Annotated in this window: 14 protein-coding genes; 13 read left to right on the plus strand and 1 reads right to left on the minus strand. The window is 39.5% G+C overall.

Annotation, left to right across the window (positions count from 1 at the left end):
• The first annotated feature begins 141 nt into the window (after positions 1 to 141).
• The 13 genes from RS893_RS22175 to acpP all read left to right on the plus strand — a co-directional run bounded on the left by RS893_RS22175 (position 142) and on the right by acpP (position 14,727).
• Positions 142 to 1,509 (plus strand): aldehyde dehydrogenase, encoded by a 1,368-nt coding sequence (locus RS893_RS22175; RefSeq protein WP_315787862.1) that lies wholly within the window; start codon positions 142 to 144, stop codon positions 1,507 to 1,509.
• Positions 1,510 to 1,640: 131 nt separating this feature from the next.
• Complete coding sequence (locus RS893_RS22180; protein ID WP_315787863.1) at positions 1,641 to 2,426, plus strand: metal-dependent hydrolase; 786 nt, start codon at positions 1,641 to 1,643, stop codon at positions 2,424 to 2,426.
• A gap of 132 nt (positions 2,427 to 2,558) precedes the next feature.
• Positions 2,559 to 3,971, plus strand: coding sequence for a carotenoid oxygenase family protein (locus tag RS893_RS22185; protein ID WP_315787864.1), 1,413 nt, complete (start codon positions 2,559 to 2,561; stop codon positions 3,969 to 3,971).
• 2 nt (positions 3,972 to 3,973) lie between these two features.
• On the plus strand, positions 3,974 to 4,915 hold the full coding sequence (locus RS893_RS22190) for a DUF1702 family protein (RefSeq protein ID WP_315787865.1): 942 nt from the start codon (positions 3,974 to 3,976) through the stop codon (positions 4,913 to 4,915).
• Between the two features lie 85 nt (positions 4,916 to 5,000).
• Positions 5,001 to 5,966 (plus strand): DUF1702 family protein, encoded by a 966-nt coding sequence (locus RS893_RS22195; RefSeq protein ID WP_315787866.1) that lies wholly within the window; start codon positions 5,001 to 5,003, stop codon positions 5,964 to 5,966.
• Between the two features lie 176 nt (positions 5,967 to 6,142).
• Positions 6,143 to 7,912: an NAD(P)/FAD-dependent oxidoreductase gene (locus RS893_RS22200; RefSeq protein WP_315787867.1), complete on the plus strand. Its 1,770-nt coding sequence runs from the start codon at positions 6,143 to 6,145 to the stop codon at positions 7,910 to 7,912.
• Between the two features lie 349 nt (positions 7,913 to 8,261).
• The gene (locus RS893_RS22205; protein WP_315787868.1) at positions 8,262 to 8,786 is read left to right on the plus strand and encodes a DUF302 domain-containing protein; all 525 of its coding nucleotides are present in this window, start codon (positions 8,262 to 8,264) and stop codon (positions 8,784 to 8,786) included.
• A 337-nt stretch (positions 8,787 to 9,123) separates the two neighbouring features.
• On the plus strand, positions 9,124 to 9,921 hold the full coding sequence (gene ntrB, locus RS893_RS22210; RefSeq protein WP_315787869.1) for a nitrate ABC transporter permease: 798 nt from the start codon (positions 9,124 to 9,126) through the stop codon (positions 9,919 to 9,921).
• 30 nt (positions 9,922 to 9,951) lie between these two features.
• A complete protein-coding gene (locus RS893_RS22215) occupies positions 9,952 to 10,779 on the plus strand; it encodes a nitrate ABC transporter ATP-binding protein (protein WP_315787870.1) in 828 nt (275 codons plus the stop codon).
• A gap of 74 nt (positions 10,780 to 10,853) precedes the next feature.
• Positions 10,854 to 12,161, plus strand: coding sequence for a CmpA/NrtA family ABC transporter substrate-binding protein (locus tag RS893_RS22220; RefSeq protein WP_315787871.1), 1,308 nt, complete (start codon positions 10,854 to 10,856; stop codon positions 12,159 to 12,161).
• 95 nt (positions 12,162 to 12,256) lie between these two features.
• Positions 12,257 to 12,511, plus strand: coding sequence for a nitrate/nitrite transporter NrtS (nrtS, locus tag RS893_RS22225; RefSeq protein WP_315787872.1), 255 nt, complete (start codon positions 12,257 to 12,259; stop codon positions 12,509 to 12,511).
• A gap of 731 nt (positions 12,512 to 13,242) precedes the next feature.
• Positions 13,243 to 13,953, plus strand: coding sequence for a serine O-acetyltransferase (gene cysE / locus RS893_RS22230; RefSeq protein ID WP_315792075.1), 711 nt, complete (start codon positions 13,243 to 13,245; stop codon positions 13,951 to 13,953).
• 246 nt (positions 13,954 to 14,199) lie between these two features.
• A complete protein-coding gene (gene acpP / locus RS893_RS30375) occupies positions 14,200 to 14,727 on the plus strand; it encodes an acyl carrier protein (protein WP_396336380.1) in 528 nt (175 codons plus the stop codon).
• Positions 14,728 to 15,256: 529 nt separating this feature from the next.
• On the opposite strand, the gene RS893_RS22240 is transcribed toward acpP, so the two are convergent.
• Positions 15,257 to 18,121 carry a cation-transporting P-type ATPase gene (locus RS893_RS22240; protein ID WP_315787873.1) on the minus strand — a complete coding sequence of 955 codons (2,865 nt, stop codon included), beginning with the start codon at positions 18,119 to 18,121 and terminating at the stop codon, positions 15,257 to 15,259.
• Between the last annotated feature and the right edge of the window lie 115 nt (positions 18,122 to 18,236).

Below are 18,236 nucleotides of genomic sequence, written 5' to 3' on the forward strand. Positions count from 1 at the left end.
GAATTACCGCCCTGATCATACACAAGTCCTTACTCAACTAAGCCTTTTAGCTTGAGACAGGAAGAGGTTAGCTTTTATCATCGACCAATCGCTTAACCTAGCTTTGATGTAAACCCTAATTATTTTGGGGAGAGAAACTTTATGCTTGCACAACCTCCAGTTAGAATTAGTAACATCCTGGAACAACAAAAACAGTTCTTTCGGACTGGTAAAACCAAAGAAATTGATTTTCGGATTGCACAATTACAAAAGTTAAAGCAAGCACTAATAGAAAATCAACCTGCTATTTTTAAAGCTTTAAAGGCTGATTTAAATAAGTCAGGTTTTGATGCTTACTTTGAAACAGTGGGGATTCTCAAGGAAATTGATTACGCGCTGAAGCATATTAAAAATTGGGTAAAACCGCAAAAAGTCGCAACTCCTTATCATCAGTTCCCTGCTTCTTCTCACATTTATGCTGAACCATTTGGTGTTACTTTGATCATTGGCCCTTGGAATTATCCTTTTAATTTGGTAATGACTCCTTTAATTGGAGCGATCGCAGCTGGTAATTGTGCAGTTTTAAAACCTTCCGAAATATCTACTCAATCCTCTGCTGTCATGGCTGAAATTATTGGTAAAACATTTGAAGCTTCCTTTATTCATGTTGTTGAAGGTGGTGTAGAAATTAGTCAAGAATTATTGTCAGAAAAATTTGATCATATCTTCTTTACTGGAGGGACTGAAGTTGGTAAAATTGTCATGTCAGCTGCTGCCAAGCATTTAACTCCAGTTACCCTAGAGCTAGGTGGTAAAAGCCCTTGCATTGTTGATGAAAATACTCACCTTGAATATACTGCTAAAAGAATTGTCTGGGGCAAATTTATCAATGCTGGTCAAACTTGCACTGCTCCTGATTATCTTTTAGTGCATAAAAATGTCAAAGAAAAATTGTTGAATCGAATTGAGAAATATATCAGAGAATTCTATGGGAATGTACCATCCAAAAGTCCAAATTATTCCCGAATAATTAACCAAAAACATTTTTTACGTCTTGCTAATTTGCTAAAATGTGGGAAAATTGTAGTGGGAGGAGAGACTAATTTCAAAGACCTCTATATAGCTCCCACAGTCATCGAGCAAGTTTCTTGGGAAGACAATATCATGCAGGAAGAAATTTTTGGCCCGATTCTTCCTGTGGTTGAGTACACAGATTTAGATGAAGCGATCACAATCATTAATGAAAGACCAAAACCTTTAGCTCTTTACTTCTTTTCCAAGAATAAACAACATCAAGCTCAGGTATTGCAGACAACTACATCAGGTGGAATTTGTATTAATGATACAGTCATGCATTTAACTATTCCCTCTTTACCTTTTGGAGGAGTTGGTGAAAGTGGAATGGGTCGTTATCATGGCAAGGCTGGCTTTGAAAACTTCTCTTATCAAAGAAGTGTATTGAATAAATCTTTTCTGCTCGATCAAAATTGGAGATATTATCCTACTCCCAGAGGACAAAAAAAGCATTAATTTCAGAGGTTGTTTAGAGCTATAGTCAACCGCATGGAACATCATACTCATTAGATTATTTTTGAAGCTGTCTATACTGAGTCTCTAAATCAATGAAATAATTGATGAGTTATTTTAGGGAGCATAGAGTTATGTCTCAAATAACTGTACGAGAAATGAATTTTGATTTTCCAGAACAGATTGAGAGGTATTGGTGTGGAAACAGTTACTTTAGAACACACTTTTTTAATAGCATAACGCTTCTGTTTCCCGATGGTGAACAATTCATGCTTCGCACTATAAAACGGCAACTAAAGCAAATTAATAACTTGCAGATCAAACAAGAAGCCTCGGCATTTATAGGTCAAGAAGCACAACATTCTATTCAGCATGAAAAGTTCTGGAAAAATCTACAACAGCAAGGCTATGAATTAAAAACTTACCTTCGCTTTCTGCGGTTTATTCTTTGGAATATTTGTGAAAATTGGTTGAGTATCGAGTTGAAGCTAGCTATGATTGCAGGAGTTGAGAATTGTACAAATGTTGTAGCTGAGCTTGTCTTAGAAGAGGAATTATTGGCAGAAGCAGATTCGAAGTTAAAGGAACTTTTTGAGTGGCATGCTGCTGAAGAAATTGAGCATAAAACAGTTGCCTATGATGTTCTTCAGAATGTAACAGATAGTTATCTGATTCGTCTGCTAGGTATGCTTATTGGTTATACCTTTGTTTTTGGGTTTTTTAACTTGGGATTGTTTCTAATGCTGTATCAGGACAAAAAGCTTCTAAATTTTAAGGTCTGGCAGGAAATGGTACAATTCTTATTTATCAAAGAAAAACTTTTTTTCAAAGTATTTTTAAACTCTCTTGAGTATTTAAGAAAAAACTTTCATCCCCTACAAAGAGACAATCTATTTTTGGTCAGGAAGAAAATTAGGTGATCGACATCAAAGTTTTCCACTACTAAGTATCTACTTACCATACAACACAGCTTTGTTGGACGAATACCGTAAGAGCCTTATACTGCAAAGATTTTGCAATTAGAAGACTTATAGAGAACAAAAAGAACAAAAATGGTCACAACAACAATCAGCCCTTATCTTGATGGCAATTTTGCTCCAGTTCAGGAAGAAATTACTGCTGATGAACTCGTAGTCATTGGTGAGTTACCACCTGATTTATCCGGGATATTTGTCCGCAATGGCCCAAATCCTAAGTTTGCTCCTCTTGGTCGTCATCAATGGTTTGATGGTGATGGGATGTTGCATGGAGTGCAAATCAATCATGGTAAAGCTTCCTATCGCAATCGTTACGTGCAAACTAGAGCTTTGAAAATGGAAATCGAAGCAGGGCGATCGCTATGGAAAGGACCAACAGAACCACCTAATTTTGAACTTCCCCCTAATAATCTATTTGGGCCTTTCAAAAATACTGCCAATACTGCCTTAGTTTGGCATGCTGGAAAACTTTTAGCTCTGTGGGAAGGAGCTGAACCTTACGAAATTGCAGTACCCAACTTAGAGACAGTCGGGCCATGTAACTATCAAGGTAAACTTGCATCTCGCTTTACAGCCCATCCCAAAGTTGATCCGGAAACAGGGGAGATGATGTTCTATGGCTATGCGGTGACTTCGCAACCATATCTGCAATATAGTATTGTGTCACGAGAGGGAGAATTAACAAAAACTGCAACTATTGATATACCAGCACCAGTGATGATGCATGACTTCGCCATCACTGAACACTACACTATTTTCATGTATCTGCCTCTGACTTTTAGCATGGAAAGAATCATGCGGGGAGAATCAGCATACTTATTCGAGTCAGATGTTCCTAGTCGCTTTGGTATTCTTCCCCGGCATGGAGATAACAGTAATATTCAATGGTTTGAGGCTCCTTCTTGCTACATTTTCCATACTGTTAATGCTTATGAGGCTGGAGAAGAAATTGTCCTCATTGCTTGTCGGATGAGTGGGACAACATCTCTTGACATCCCAACAAAATTTAGTAATGACCAGGATGATAAGCCAAGACTGTACCGTTGGCGATTCAATTTGCGTACAGGTGCGGTTTATGAAGAACCACTCGATGATCTAGCATCAGATTTTCCTAGTCTGAATCAGCAAAGATTGGGGCGACAAAGCCGATATGCTTACACAGCAAAAATGGCATCTGGGCAAAGGATAGCATTTAGCTTTGACGGATTGCTGAAATATGACTTGACAACCAACTCCTCACAGGTATATGAGTTGGGATCGGGTCGTTTTGGTGGAGAAGCTGTTTTTGTCCCTCGCCCCAATGCCAATACAGAGGATGATGGCTGGTTAATGACCTTTGTTTATGATTCAACACAACAAGCCTCTGAATTGCTAGTGTTGAATGCCCAAGATTTAACTACTGAACCTGTAGCTCGTATTCTCATCCCGCAACGAGTTCCCTACGGTTTTCACGGAATTTGGATTCCACGATTTCAATCAGGAGAATAAAAGTGACACAAGATATTATATTATCCGAAACCAAAAAACTACGTGGAGTTCCCCCCCTGCCTGCTGAGGCAGCCCAGCGTCTTGGAAGTATACATAGTGCTTACAGTCTGGGCTACCAAGTAGCAACTACTACTGAAGAACTAGAGGCGATTATTCCTAAACTAAATTCAGTTTCAGCCGAATTGCTCGGATTTGCCTTAGAGGGTGTAGGTACTGGTTTAGCCCAGCAGGATGTATTTACACCTACTGTTTGCAATCGAGTAGAGGCCTTTGTCAAAGGTCCTGGGGCAGCTTATGAGAACTTTGTGTATGTGGGGTTAGGTTTGATACTGGGCAACAAAAAGTTGCCTATCGAACCATATTTAAAATCTCTTAGCCTGATCAGGAGTTGGTTAGTACTCGATGGCTATGGCTTTCAGCATGGTTTTACCCATTGGCAAGATTATCTTCAAGGTCAACCAATACCTGAAGTACTTACTGGTTATGCTTCTCAAGTTTTTGATCAAGGTATGGGGCGCAGCATTTGGTTTATTAACGGTACTGATGTAACTTTGATTTCACAGACTATCAGTGCTTTCCCGCCAGAAAGACAAGTAAATTTATGGGGGGGACTTGGTTTCGCTTGTGCCTACGCTGGTGGTGTAGACCAATCAACCCTAGAAGCCTTGAGAGTGGCAGCAGGATCTTATGATACGATTTTGACTCAAGCAGCAGCTATAGCTACCAAGTCACGTCAATTGCTTGGAAATCCATCTAGATATACACAACTGGCTTGTCAGGTTTTCTGCGGTACGGGTACTGAGACAGCAGATGAGACTATAAATAAGATGTTAAAAAGTCTCTCCATCAATGCAACTACAAATGGAACTACATTAAATCGAGAAAGCTGGCAACCCTACCGCATACATCTTATACGTCAGAAAAAAATTGCTTTACTCACTTAATTTACTCTTCATACTTTATTTGTATGCAAATTTTGCTACTAGTAAGGGCTAAAGCTTCTTTGAGATAGAAAACAGGAGAATCAAAATGACGCAGACGGAACAGATATTAGAGAAAACTCAAATGGATAAAATGGATCCTTGGCTTGCTTCATTATTGAAAGCAAGAGAAGTACGTGGAATTCAAGCATTTGATTCTGCAAAAAAGAAACGATTTGTCAAGGTACGGCGGACTCTGCTGGGAATCAACGAGCTAGTTGCTAGTGGTGAACAACCAGAAACAATTTTAGCTAAACTGAAGGCAATAGAACCTGAGTTACTTGGATTTGCGCTAGAAGGAGTAGGGATGGCGCTCGCCAAGCAAGATATTATTACACCTGGTAAATTAAACCGAGTAGAGGCTTTTGTCACAGGCACGAGTGTAGCTTACCAAATTATGGTTTTCTTAGGGGTGGGTGTGCTGCTAGCAACGGAGCAACTGCCACTCGATCCATTCATCACATCCTATTTAGAGCCATTTAACCCTTTACGGGTTTGGGCGATCGCTGATGGCTATGGCTTTCAATGTGGTATGCTTCACTGGCAAGACTATCTCTATGGTCAACCAAGACCTGAATACTTCTGTGGTTATATTGGTCGCATTTTTGATCAGGGATTAGGCCGTAGTATTTGGGTGATAGATGTTGGTGATGTCACTCATATTCAAGAAACGATTGCAACTTTCTCTCCTAGCAGACAGCCTGATCTGTGGTGTGGTATTGGCTATGCATGTAGTTCTATTGGTGGTGTGCAACGTGAAACTTTAGAAGCTTTAGGAACCGCAGCCGGAGCTTATCTTCCAGCGTTAGCACAAGGAGCGTCCTGTGCTGCTAAGTTCCGTAGAATACTAGGCATACCAGCAGCCCACGTAGAATTGGCTAATGCGATTCTATCTGATCTAGTTGCTAATGTCACAGATACTACAGACTTGATTCCAGAAAAGCTACCGAATATTGGATCGACACCTGTTGAGTCTCTATGGCAGAACTATCGAGCTTATCTTATCTGTAACTAATTTCTAACTAGGTTGGTGATTCTCCAATATTACAAGCATCTGAATTAGGAATTCTAGACTTTGAAGCTGACCGATACTTCTTGGATAGTACAGAGCAAGCAAATTTATCTGTAGAGTCAATCCAAAATCTAAAATCCAAAATCCAAAATCCAAAATCGAATGACAGGAGGACGATAATGAATACAATTGAACAACAACTTGAATATGATGTCGTGATTATGGGAGCAGGATATGCGGGTGTTTGTCAAGCTCGTCATTTATTGCTCAAAATCCCTAATATCCGACTTGCTATTATTGATCCCCGTTCTCAAGATTCATCTGAAGTAAACCACAGACCAGGTGAATCAACCTTGGAAGCGGCGTCTATGTTTCTCTTTAGCGAGTTAGGTCTCCATGATTATCTACTGGAACAGCATACCCATAAAGCAGGTCTTAACTGGCATTGGCCAAAAGATGTAGACAAAACAGAATCATTGGATGACTATTACAACATCTGGGTTAACCGACAACTAACAATTCCATCTTTTCATTTGAATCGCTTGAAGTTTGATCAAGATGTGCTGGAAATGAACAAGCAGATGGGAGCGCATTTCTATAATGGTCGTGTTGTTGATGTAGACTTAACTCCAGAAGATGAACTCAATACTGTTAAGGTTAAGCTCCACGATAATTATATACAGTTAAAAGCAAAACACTTAATTGATGCAGCAGGTCGCAAGTTTATCATTGGGCGTAAAACTGATAACCTCTTATTGCATCCGAAAGAGCTACCTATTAATATTAAACCAAGTTCGGGATGGGTGTTAGTCAAGAATGTAGACCGTACTATTTTTGACAACAGTGTATATTCCACAGAGAGTTTGGAAAGTCGTTACTATGCTACCAATCATTGGATGGGCAAAGGTCACTGGTTATGGATGATTCCCCTGAATACTGAAACAAAAGAGTTATCGGTTGGAATAATTCATCATCCAGACGTGATTCCATCTGAATTGGTTAACACCAAAGAAAAGTTTTATGCTTTCCTAAAAGCCAACCATAATCTAGTTTACAAACTCCTCCAGAGTGGTGAACACGTTGAGTTTAATTACTGGCCGAGAATCGCTCATACAAGTAAAAAGATGTTTTCTCGTGACAATTGGTATGTCATAGGAGATGCAGCTAGCAACTTTGACGCGCTCTACAGTACTGGAACAACAATGTCTTGTATAGCGATCGAGTCTGTAACTGAGATTATTTGTGCCAAGCTGGGAAATGAAAAAGATGCGGAAACCAGACGGGATGCTTACAATCACTTTAATCTTGCCGTTGCTCGCTTTATGAACCTTGCTGTTAGTAATCAGGAAAAGCAAGTTGGTAACGCCAGTATCATGAGTTGGCGACTTTATGGGAACTATATGGTGTGGTTTAACACATTACTACCAATATACGTTGGTAAATGGCACTTAGACTTATTGTTTTCTCGTCTAGCTCTGATATTTTTCAAAATTAATAGTAGTTTTTGGGTAGATACGCTCCAACAGCTGAATGATTTGGCTGAACGCAGGACAAACATTGGATTTATGGATCAGCTACGAGCTGATCAGTTAGTCGGGGGTTATCATCCAGATAAATTCTTTGATAACTTTCTGGAGAATGCAAAATTAGAGCCTGGAAAACTTAATGTTTTTGCCGGACTCAGAGCCTACTGCTTCTATATAGTAATTTGGTTTATTATGTTGCAATGGAAAGGGTTTGGTCTTATAGGCCTGCTCAGACCCCGCAACATTTTCCAGATTGTGCGTCTACTGTTGACAGGGTTAGTAATGTTGATCGCCGAATTAATACACAAACTGAAATTAAGTAATCAGCCCTCAAATAGTATCGTTGCTAAGACACGGGAAGAGTTCAAGAATTATCAGTATCAATCAAAGCTAAAGAATTGGGTTGGTACTAGTGAAATTTAGAATTGCTCAGTTAATCTGTGTTGTCTAAAAATAACATCATTTACACAGATGCTAGGGATTTGTGAAAGTCTAGGGCTTGAAAATAAGGTTTTTAATTGCGAGGGATTGATTTAAGGGCGTTGCTGATTCCATTTATGAAAATGATTTTGCATAATACCAAAATCGTTGTAGAGACGTAGCACTGTACTTTCACTATATCCGGATTCATACTTCAATTCAGTGACGCCGATTTATTTATTTGTTTTTAACTGGAGGGGTAGAGACCAAAGAAAAAATAAGCTTGTGAACTGCACAAAAATTTACCTAATTTTTTTCTGCATATATTACATAGAAACTCAAGGAGAAATCCATGGAAGCTGTTGATGTGAACATTCAAGTTGAGGGCGTGCAAACCGTTAATTATACGGTCACACGTATAATTGTATCCTCAGAAAAGCCATTTCAAGAAGTAATCGATGCGATCGAGTCTATAGTTGGCGACGGTAAATACAGCGTCTTTGAAGAACTTGTTGCTGCTAAAGCTCCTTTTGAGCAGGTCGAAAGTGTAGTCGAATCAATGTTGGGTCAAAGCGGTTTTATGAAACTTGCCATGTTCAATACGGGTGGACTTTTGTCCCTCATGGGTAAGGCTAAGAATGTCAAACTCTATTTGCTTGGCAACCCACTAATCGCAAACCAAATGATCGAACAAAATCCTGTGGTTGGTCTTTACGTTCCTCCAAGATTGCTTGTGTACGACGATTATGAAGGTAAGACTCATATTACCTATGATAAACTATCGTCGATATTATCTCAATTCGACAACGAATTTATCTTGAAAGTATCGCAAAGGCTCGATCAACGCTTCCAAGAAATAGCTGTAACTATTGCTTGAAGGTTGGATGATTGACTTTTTTGATTTACAAGCTGTCAGACAAATTAAACCTCAAACTTTACTCTAATATTTATCAGCGATCACAACAGCCTGAAGCTAGCTAAATTAGATTGAAGGAAATAGCGATCGCTTTTCTCAAATTAAAACATAACGGATAACAAAGAACAAATAAAAATACCCGTCAGGTTAACGCATAAACCCCATTTATTCATTATTTCCTTGTATTTTCTGCATTTTGATGTAGTTTATTGATTGAATAATTTTTTTTGGAATTCCTAAACAATAAATTACGAAATTATCATCATTAACCTTTTATTAACTGAGAAGGTAATACTCAATGTTGATAAACACTCAAAACTTAATTTCCCACAATCAAGTTAAGTCAATTATTGCACCTGCTTTTGGTATAGCAGTCATGTTGATTGTATGGCATTTACTGAGTTTAAATCCTGAAACATCACTACCTTGTCCATTTCAAGTTATAACTAATACTTGGGGTTTAATTATCGATCCCTTTTTTAACAAAGGAGGCAATAACAAAGGTTTTTTTTGGCTGATTCTTGCTAGTCTGGAACGAGTTATTTTTGGCTATTCTCTAGCAGCAATTGTAGGCATTTCTGTTGGTTTTATCATCAGTTTGAACAAGTTCATTAAAGAAGCGATCGACCCCATCATTCAACTGTTGCGTCCGGTCGCACCTCTAGCTTGGCTACCTCTTGCTCAAGCTATCTTTCTGAAACCAGATCCTTCAGCAATCTTTGTAATTTTTATTACGGCAATTTGGCCAATTATCCTCAATACTGCCTTGGGTGTACAGCTCATTCCTAAAGATTACAGTAATGTCTCCAAAATTTTAGGACTCACAGTTTTTGAGAATTTTTTCAAAATTCTATTACCTGCCACACTTCCCTACATTTTTACAGGATTAAGGATTGCGCTTGGTTTGTCTTGGTTAGCTGTTGTTGCAGCTGAGATGCTGCTGGCTTACGACGGAATAGGCTTTTTCATCATAGATGCTTACAATAACTCAAACATTAGTGAACTCATCTTGGCAATTATTTATTTAGGTACAGTTGGTCTACTTCTAGACAAGATCATGGCTTATCTATCCTTCAAATTAACTCCACAAGAGTAAGCTTTCAAGACATAACAAGGAGAACAAGCAATGTCTAGTTTTGTTGAAATTAGAGGGATAGAAAAGGAATTTAAACTATCCGACGGTAGCAAAAATCTTGTCCTCAAAAACATAGATTTGAATATCAGACCAGGAGAATTTGTTTCCTTGATTGGTCATTCAGGTTGTGGCAAGTCTACTTTACTCAATATTGTGGCTGGATTGGATAAACCAACCCAAGGTTATGTACAAGTTGATGGTCAACTTGTACGTAGGCCTGGTTCAGATCGCATGATGGTGTTTCAGAACTATTCCCTCTTACCTTGGTTAACCGCTTGGGATAATGTTGCCTTAGCTGTTAATAAAGTAATGCATCACAAATCCAAGAAAGAACGCTATCAGTTGATTGCCCATACCTTGGAAATGGTAGGGCTGAAAGATGCCATTCACAAGAAACCAACACAACTTTCTGGGGGTATGAAACAACGAGTAGCACTGGCGCGTGCCTTAGCTATTAAGCCTAAGCTACTATTGTTGGATGAACCGTTTGGAGCTTTGGATGCACTAACCCGTGGTAATTTGCAAGTTGAGTTGATGCATATATGTAATACAAATAATATTACTGCTATGATGGTTACTCATGATGTAGATGAAGCATTATTGCTTTCTAATCATGTAGTGATGTTGAAAAGCGGCCCTGGTGCGACAATCGAGCAAACTTTAAAAGTACCATTTCCGTATCCTCGACTTTCAACAGAGATTATGGATAGCAGTAAATATCATTTGCTGCGCCATGATCTGATGCAATTCCTGCATAAACAGCAGCAAGTCAAGTATATAGAAAACCAAATTGAAAACATTTTGCCAGACCCAGTTTAGTACTTCGCTACATAAACTTTGATTGGTAAACCAATTTTGAGACTCATTCTTCACTTTACAAAAGGTGAATTGATGTGACAAAGTTTTCCAGACGCAAATTTTTACTAACAACAAGTGCAGCAGCCCTGCTGACTCAAACCATAAGCCATCGTGCCTCCCCTGGCTCCACTTTCAACCAGTTGAGTTCAGGTGTATATGCTGGTTATAGTGATACTCCTGAGATCACAAAAGGTACTCTGGGCTTTATCCCTGTAACTAGTAGTTGTCCTTTAATCATTGCTAAAGCTAAAGGCTTTTTTACTAAGTATGGTATGCCTGATGTCCAGGTTCTCAAGCAGCCTTCTTGGGCTGTGATGCGTGACAAACTGATGTTAGGTTCAAGTGATGGTGGTTTGGATGGCGCTCATTTGCTCTTTCCTATGGCATATCTGATTGCTACAGGAGAGATTAGCTATGGTCGTAAAACTCCTATGTACATATTGGCTCGGCTGAATGTCAATGGACAGGGGATTTCACTTGCCAATACCTATAAACATTTAAACCTGGGCTTAGACGGCTTTGCGCTCAAATCAGTTTTAGCTCAGAAGGCTTTACATGGAGAAATTTCCCGCTTTGCTATTCCCTATCGACGGGTAACAGGGGATTTTTTCATGCGCTGGTGGCTAGCTTACGCTGGTATCGACCCAGAACGAGATGCATCCCTGATTGTAGTACCACCACCGCAAATGGTAGCAAATATGCGAGGTGGTACGATGGAAGGCTTTTGCGTGGTCGATCCGTGGCATCATCGTTTAATCAAAAAGAGGCTTGGATACTCAGCTGTAACTAGTGGCGAGTTGTGGAACAATCACCCGGAAAAAGCACTTGCAATGCGTGGTGATTGGGTAGATAAGCATCCCAAAGCAGCTAAAGCACTTCTAGCAGCAGTCTTGGAAGCTCAAATGTGGTGTGACAAGGCAGAAAATAAGGAGGAAATGTTTGAGATTTTGTCACAACGACAGTGGATCGGAATCATCGGTGATTTACTGCGCGATCGCTTGTTAGGCAAGTTTGATTATGGAAATGGGCGTGTTGTAGAAAATAGTCCTCATGCTATTAAATTCTGGCGTGAAAATGCTTCTTATCCTTACAAAAGTCATGATTTGTGGTTTTTCATTGAAGATATGCGCTGGGGGTATCGCTCACCAGAATTTGAAACCAAACCTTTAATTGAGGCTGTAAATCGCGAAGATTTATGGCGAGAAGCAGCAAAATTCATTGGTCAAGAAAAGGCAATTCCACCCAGTACATCACGAGGCGTAGAGAAATTTTTTAATGGTTTGGAATTTGATCCTGAAAATCCTCAACTCTATTTAAATGCTCCTACAATCAGAAAAGTTTAATTCTTTGCAACACAACATGATATGAATTCAATGCAACTACATAATTGTGAATATCTTCTATTGTTGTTAATTACTACTTTAAGGAAAGTTACAAAATGAAGCATAGGAACATTATAGGAGGCTATCTATCTAGCTTATTTGATCGCCAATTAATGCCTACTGCCTTTAAAGTAGCGCTATTTATAGGATCTCTCCTATTCACGATCAATCATGGTTGGGCATTGTTAACTGGTCAGATGAGATCTGAACGTTGGATTTCTGGAACTTTGACTTACATAGTTCCTTATATGGTCAGTATTCATGGTCAATACATTGGTAGAAAAGAACGTATTACCAAAAATGGTAAGTAATAATGAATAGAGACAATTTACATGACAAAAATCTTAAAAAGTAGTGTCAAGAAAATGGTTGGACAGATTTATTTGCTCAAAAATAACGTTTCTATGCTTTTCCTCCTAATGCTGTAATACCTTTACCAACAGAAGTGATTGAAAAATTAACAACAAGTATACGTAGAGGAAATCTATTATTTTTAGCTATTTTATTTAGTCAGCTTATGATTATTTTAAATACTTTTTTTGATATTCGCTATGCTTAGTGTTGGTTGTAGTAATCCTTTTGGGTAGCTTTATGCTAATTAATGAACTCTAAATTTAGTTGTGTTTTTATAATAAATAAAAATTGTATACGGGAATTTTATGGTGATTTTTTTCTAATTTTTATACTTTAGATTTAATTAGTGGGTAATACTATATCTCTACAATTAACAGATAAGCATTAAGGATATAGGATGTCTAATGTCTCTGTTTTATTAGTTTGAAAATCGAAGAAAAACTGACTTTTTGAGAACGTCAAAAGCGTTATATTTATGATGACTTATGGAGTAAATGTAGTGCTTATGAAGATTTAGTTTCTATCATTACGAGCGAATGAGAGTTTCATTAAAGCAAGATAATAACATTACTATATTCAGTTCTTTTAGACTTGATATACTTGACCTTGCTTTAGGAGATTTAGCATACAAACTAGCTACGGAGCAAAACCAAGGAACCATTATCAAATGCTGTAGTTTACAATGATGCTGCTAAACACTCTAAAAACTGACTTTCAAATTATTTTTGAGCGAGATCCAGCTGCATGTAATTGGTTAGAAGTGCTGTTTTGCTATCCTGGTTTGCATGCACTATTTTGTTATCGTGTCGCGCACTGGTTGTATTGCTTAAAGATGTGTTTTATTGCTCGCTTGATTTCTCACCTAAGTCGGTTATTGACCGGAATTGAGATTCACCCAGGAGCAAAAATTGGCAAGTATGTTTTCATTGACCACGGCATGGGAGTTGTAATTGGAGAAACTGCGATTGTAGGAGACTATGCCTTAATTTATCAAGGAGTTACCCTTGGTGGTACTGGTAAAGAAATAGGTAAACGCCATCCAACCTTAGGACAGCATACTGTAATAGGTGCAGGAGTAAAGATTTTGGGAAATATCCAGATTGGAGATCACGTTCGCATAGGTGCAGGTTCTGTTGTTTTGCAAAATATTCCTTCTAATTGCACAGTAGTGGGGGTTCCGGGGCGAATAGTCCGTTTTAAAGGAGAAGCAATCGGTTTGCTTGACCATGCAAAGTTGCCAGATCTAGAAGCAAACAGAATTCAGTTGTTAGTTAACAGGATTCAAATTCTGGAGCAAGACATAGAACACCTGAAAGCGTTGTTAAGCCAAGACAAGCACTATTCCATGATGAATGAATTGTCAGAAACGCTCGCAAGCAGAGTTTACAACGCAAGATAAAAATAAAGAAAAGCTTTACCTCAGGGCACTGTGAGAGAATGATGGGATTTGGAAAAAAGTTAACACTCAGGCGTGGACAAGCGTAGTAAACGCTATAGCAACAAGGCTTTGAGGTATTACTTAAATGTAAGGTTGCCCTTTCTAATTCCTTTGTTTTCATTGCACATAATGTCATCCTAGTTTTTAAAAAATTTGAGGAATAGGACACCTACTACAAACAATTCAGGAAATATTCCTACTACCTTTATGGAAAATTCTGTAATACCAATCACTGACGAAGCAGATACCACAATTACCAAAGACATAAGCCAATACTTACAGGATTCGCTAGAAATACTGATGCAGCTTTCAAATCACGAAATTGATGGTTCTAAAATTTGTAATCACTGGCTTAAAGATCGAGAATACCATCTTCTCAATGATGAGGAAGTTGAGCAATATCAGCGAATCTTGATAATATTGAAAGACATTGGAAGCCTTATGGACGATGTGAAAGCAACAATTCAGTGTAACAGATCGAAAAACCAAGAAATTTTTGAAAAAGTAAGTGCTATTCTTGTAGCTAAACTAAAACTTGAGCCAGATCAAGTAACTCCAACAGTAAATTTTATCAATGACTTGAAAACTGATTCTTTAGATACATTAGAATTAGTCATAGCTTTAGAAGATGCTTTCAAGATTAAAATTTCCAATGAAGTTTCTGGAAAACTTTTAACGGTGCAACAAATCGTTGATTACATTTGCCAGAAACATGAAGTATCTATCGAGACTTAAGAGGATGTCTGAGTTCGACTTTATCCAATTAAGCCGCATAAACATCTAACTACTTAGCTGCGTCTCGTAATGGATACAACTATGGATTTAGTTAATTTGCTCAGTTGAGAATAGATTGTAGAACGCAATTGTTTAAGATTGCGAGGCATTAACCAACGAAGTTGGCATTTGAGATATTGCCAAACTTGTTTAATGAAGTTTAATTCCGGGGAGTGAGAAGGCTGAAAAAATAAAATCAGATTATCAGGAACACCGCAAGTAAAGTCCCAACAAAGTCCTAACAGCGCTTTACTACTGAGGATGCTCGTATCAAACTGAAACATCTCTATCCTGTTTTTGAAACCAACGAAATTATGGATTCTAATGCGACATTTTAGCTGTGTCAGTCCAGTAGTGACCTCTCTTAGTGCATTCGGATAGGGGCTTTGCCTCCGTGAAGATATGGCGATCGCATAATTCATATTGTTCAGCAACGCCCCCTGTTAAGATTATTTTTTGGGACAAGTCTAAAAGTTGCGCTCAAATCAATTTAGCCTCTTTGTCGACGGAAGAACCACCGAATAAATAGCTTCTCGGCCTCAATCCATATAAAGATAATGGCACTGAAGCCAATACAAACCATCAGTTCTTGAAAAGTAATGTAGTGAGTACCGAAGAAGTTTCGGAGTGGTTCGATATAAATCAGCAACAGTTGTAAGATACTGGTTAAAATCACAGAAGCTAGGATAAAGGGGTTGGAGAAGGGATTGATCTGAATGAATAAACGAGTGTTGGAACGAATAGCAAGTGCATGTCCCATTTGAGCGAGACATAGGGTAGTGAACACCATTGTCTTCCAACGGTCTGGGTCAAGTGTTCCGCCTGCTGTGTTCTGCTGCGTAAAATTGTATGCCCACGTCATCATTAAGATGGTTACGATGGCAAGGACACAGCCAATGCGAATCATATAAGCTCCCAAACCTCTAGCAAAGATGTTTTCTTTGGGATCTTTGGGTGGCTGCTGCATGACAATTGGTCTACCTGGTTCCACTGCTAAAGCTAAGGCAGGAACACCATCCGTCACTAGGTTCATCCAGAGAATTTGTAATGGTGACATCGGCACACCACCTAATCCTAATAGGGGCGCAGCAGCAATAGTCAGTACTTCGCCAATGTTACTACCTAAAATGTAACGGATGAAGCGGCGAATGTTAATGTAAACAACACGCCCTTCTTCTATGGCTGATACAATTGTGGCAAAGTTGTCATCTAGAAGCACCATATCGCTGGCTTCTTTACTAACGTCTGTACCCGTAATTCCCATTGCTACGCCAATATCTGCCTGCTTTAATGCCGGCGCATCATTGACTCCGTCTCCTGTCATTGCCACTACATTGTTGCGATGTTGCAGTGCTTGGACGATCCGCAGCTTATGTTCTGGTGAGACACGAGCATACACGCTTACCCGATCAACCTCTGCCTCCAAGTCTGCCATGCTGAGTTTTTCTAGTTCTTGTCCGGTAAGACATAAGCTACCTACTTTAGCAATACCTAAGTCTTCAGCGATCGCCTGCGCTGTTAACTGGTGATCTCCAGTAATCATAACAGGGCGAATACCTGCTGCACGGCATTTTGCTACTGCTTCTCTGACTTCAGGACGGGGTGCATCTAGCATTCCTACCAATCCTAGCCATGTCAATCCATTTTCGGAAACATCTTCAGAAGCTTCGGGCGGCAATTCTGTTAGGAGTTTACTAGCAAATCCTAAAACTCGCAGACCTCGACTGGCAAGCTGATTATTTTGCTGGAGAATTTTTCGACGCTGTTCATCTGTGATCGGTTGCCAACGATTCCCCACCTGAATATGAGTACAACGTTCTAGGGTCAACTCTGGCGAACCTTTAGTAAACATTACATAGGGTGCAAGGTGTAGATTATTGAGTGGAGAAAGTAGTTCATTACTTCTGCCAGTCTCCACCATTACACTCATGCGCTTCCGTTCTGAGGAAAAAGGAAACTCGGCAACACGAGGGAAATAGACTTCTTGCTCATGCTTGCGGAACCCAGCTTTACCTGCAACAGAAAGTAATGCGCCTTCTGTCGGATCTCCTAAAATTGCCCACTCACCACTTTCTTTTTGCAAAATTGCATCATTACACAGCACACAGGCAAGCATGAGTGCCAAAAGTTCTGGCTGCTGTTGAGGTGAAATCATTTGAGATGGTTGGTTTACCATACCCATCTCATAAAAGTGACCTTCAGGACTGTAGCCTTCTCCGGTGATGCTAATAGAATTGCTAGGTGTATGCAGTGCCTGCACTACCATTTTGTTTTGGGTGAGAGTTCCAGTTTTATCTGAGCAAATCGTCGTAACAGAACCAAGAGTTTCTACAGCAGGAAGTTTGCGAATGAGAGCGTTACGCCTGACCATGCGCTGAGTTCCCAGTGCCAAGGTAACGGTGATTACTGCTGGTAAACCTTCTGGAACAACGGCAACTGCCATACTCAGGGAAACTTTTACTAGTTCCTCAAACAAGGAGGGATTAAAAATAGTACCACCTACTATGACGATCGCCACCAGTATTAAGGAACCTGTTACTAAGGTGTTCCCCAATTGGCTCATGCGCTTTTGCAAGGGAGTCGGCTCAGATTCCACTGATTGGAGTGCGCTGGCAATCTTGCCTAGTTCTGTTTGCATTCCAGTTTCAGTCACCAGAACTGTTCCTCGTCCCTGAACTACTTCAGTTCCTGAGAAGACGAGATTGATGCGATCGCCCAAGGGCGCATCTTTGGGTAACAGCACTTCTGCTTGTTTGTTGACTGCATGTGCTTCCCCTGTGAGGGCTGCTTCTCGCACTTGCAAATTCGCAGCATCTACCAAGCGTCCATCTGCTGCTACTTTGACTCCAGCTTCTAGCAGCATGATGTCTCCTGGTACCAGTTCCTTTGACTCTACTTCTACTGGCTTACCATCCCGAATAACTCGCACTTTTGACGAAGCTAGGTTTTTTAGTGCTGCAAGAGCTTTTTCAGCACCACTTTCTTGAATGTAGCCTAGTATCCCATTTAGGAGTACCACTACAAAAATTGCGACAGCATCTTTGGGAAATACGAACTTCCCAGCTGTAAAAGATTCGCGAATATCCAAAATTGCAGAGATGATCGCAACTGCAATCAACATCAGCAGCATGATGTTTTTGAACTGGTCCCAAAAGATTTCTAAGGGTGTACGCCCTCCTGTCTCTACCAATTCGTTAGCACCGTAATGCCGCTGATTTTCTGTAATTTGTCTGGTTGTTAAACCAGAGGTGCGATCGCTGTTCAGCTTCAGGAGTGCTTGATCAACCTCAATGGTATGCCAAGCCGGAGCTTCAGGCTTCGCAAAAGCTGAGTCTGATATGGTACTAGAAGACATGAATCGAAATTCCTAGTAATGCTGTTAGGGATAATTGCAATATTTAATAGTACTTATATTACTATACAGCACTATTAAATAGTATTTACTATAACTTTAATTAATAACACTCTTC

This window comes from Fischerella sp. JS2 (assembly GCF_032393985.1).
In the GTDB taxonomy this organism is placed as follows: domain Bacteria; phylum Cyanobacteriota; class Cyanobacteriia; order Cyanobacteriales; family Nostocaceae; genus Fischerella.

Excerpts from the sequence above, each read along its gene's own strand:
- RS893_RS22175 (WP_315787862.1), top strand. The coding sequence starts at position 142 with ATGCTTGCACAACCTCCAGTTAGAATTAGTAACATCCTGGAACAACAA.
- RS893_RS22180 (WP_315787863.1), top strand. The coding sequence starts at position 1,641 with ATGTCTCAAATAACTGTACGAGAAATGAATTTTGATTTTCCAGAACAG.
- RS893_RS22185 (WP_315787864.1), top strand. The coding sequence starts at position 2,559 with ATGGTCACAACAACAATCAGCCCTTATCTTGATGGCAATTTTGCTCCA.
- RS893_RS22195 (WP_315787866.1), top strand. The coding sequence starts at position 5,001 with ATGACGCAGACGGAACAGATATTAGAGAAAACTCAAATGGATAAAATG.
- RS893_RS22200 (WP_315787867.1), top strand. The coding sequence starts at position 6,143 with ATGAATACAATTGAACAACAACTTGAATATGATGTCGTGATTATGGGA.
- RS893_RS22205 (WP_315787868.1), top strand. The coding sequence starts at position 8,262 with ATGGAAGCTGTTGATGTGAACATTCAAGTTGAGGGCGTGCAAACCGTT.
- ntrB (WP_315787869.1), top strand. The coding sequence starts at position 9,124 with ATGTTGATAAACACTCAAAACTTAATTTCCCACAATCAAGTTAAGTCA.
- RS893_RS22215 (WP_315787870.1), top strand. The coding sequence starts at position 9,952 with ATGTCTAGTTTTGTTGAAATTAGAGGGATAGAAAAGGAATTTAAACTA.
- nrtS (WP_315787872.1), top strand. The coding sequence starts at position 12,257 with ATGAAGCATAGGAACATTATAGGAGGCTATCTATCTAGCTTATTTGAT.
- acpP (WP_396336380.1), top strand. The coding sequence starts at position 14,200 with ATGGAAAATTCTGTAATACCAATCACTGACGAAGCAGATACCACAATT.
- RS893_RS22240 (WP_315787873.1), bottom strand. The coding sequence starts at position 18,121 with ATGTCTTCTAGTACCATATCAGACTCAGCTTTTGCGAAGCCTGAAGCT.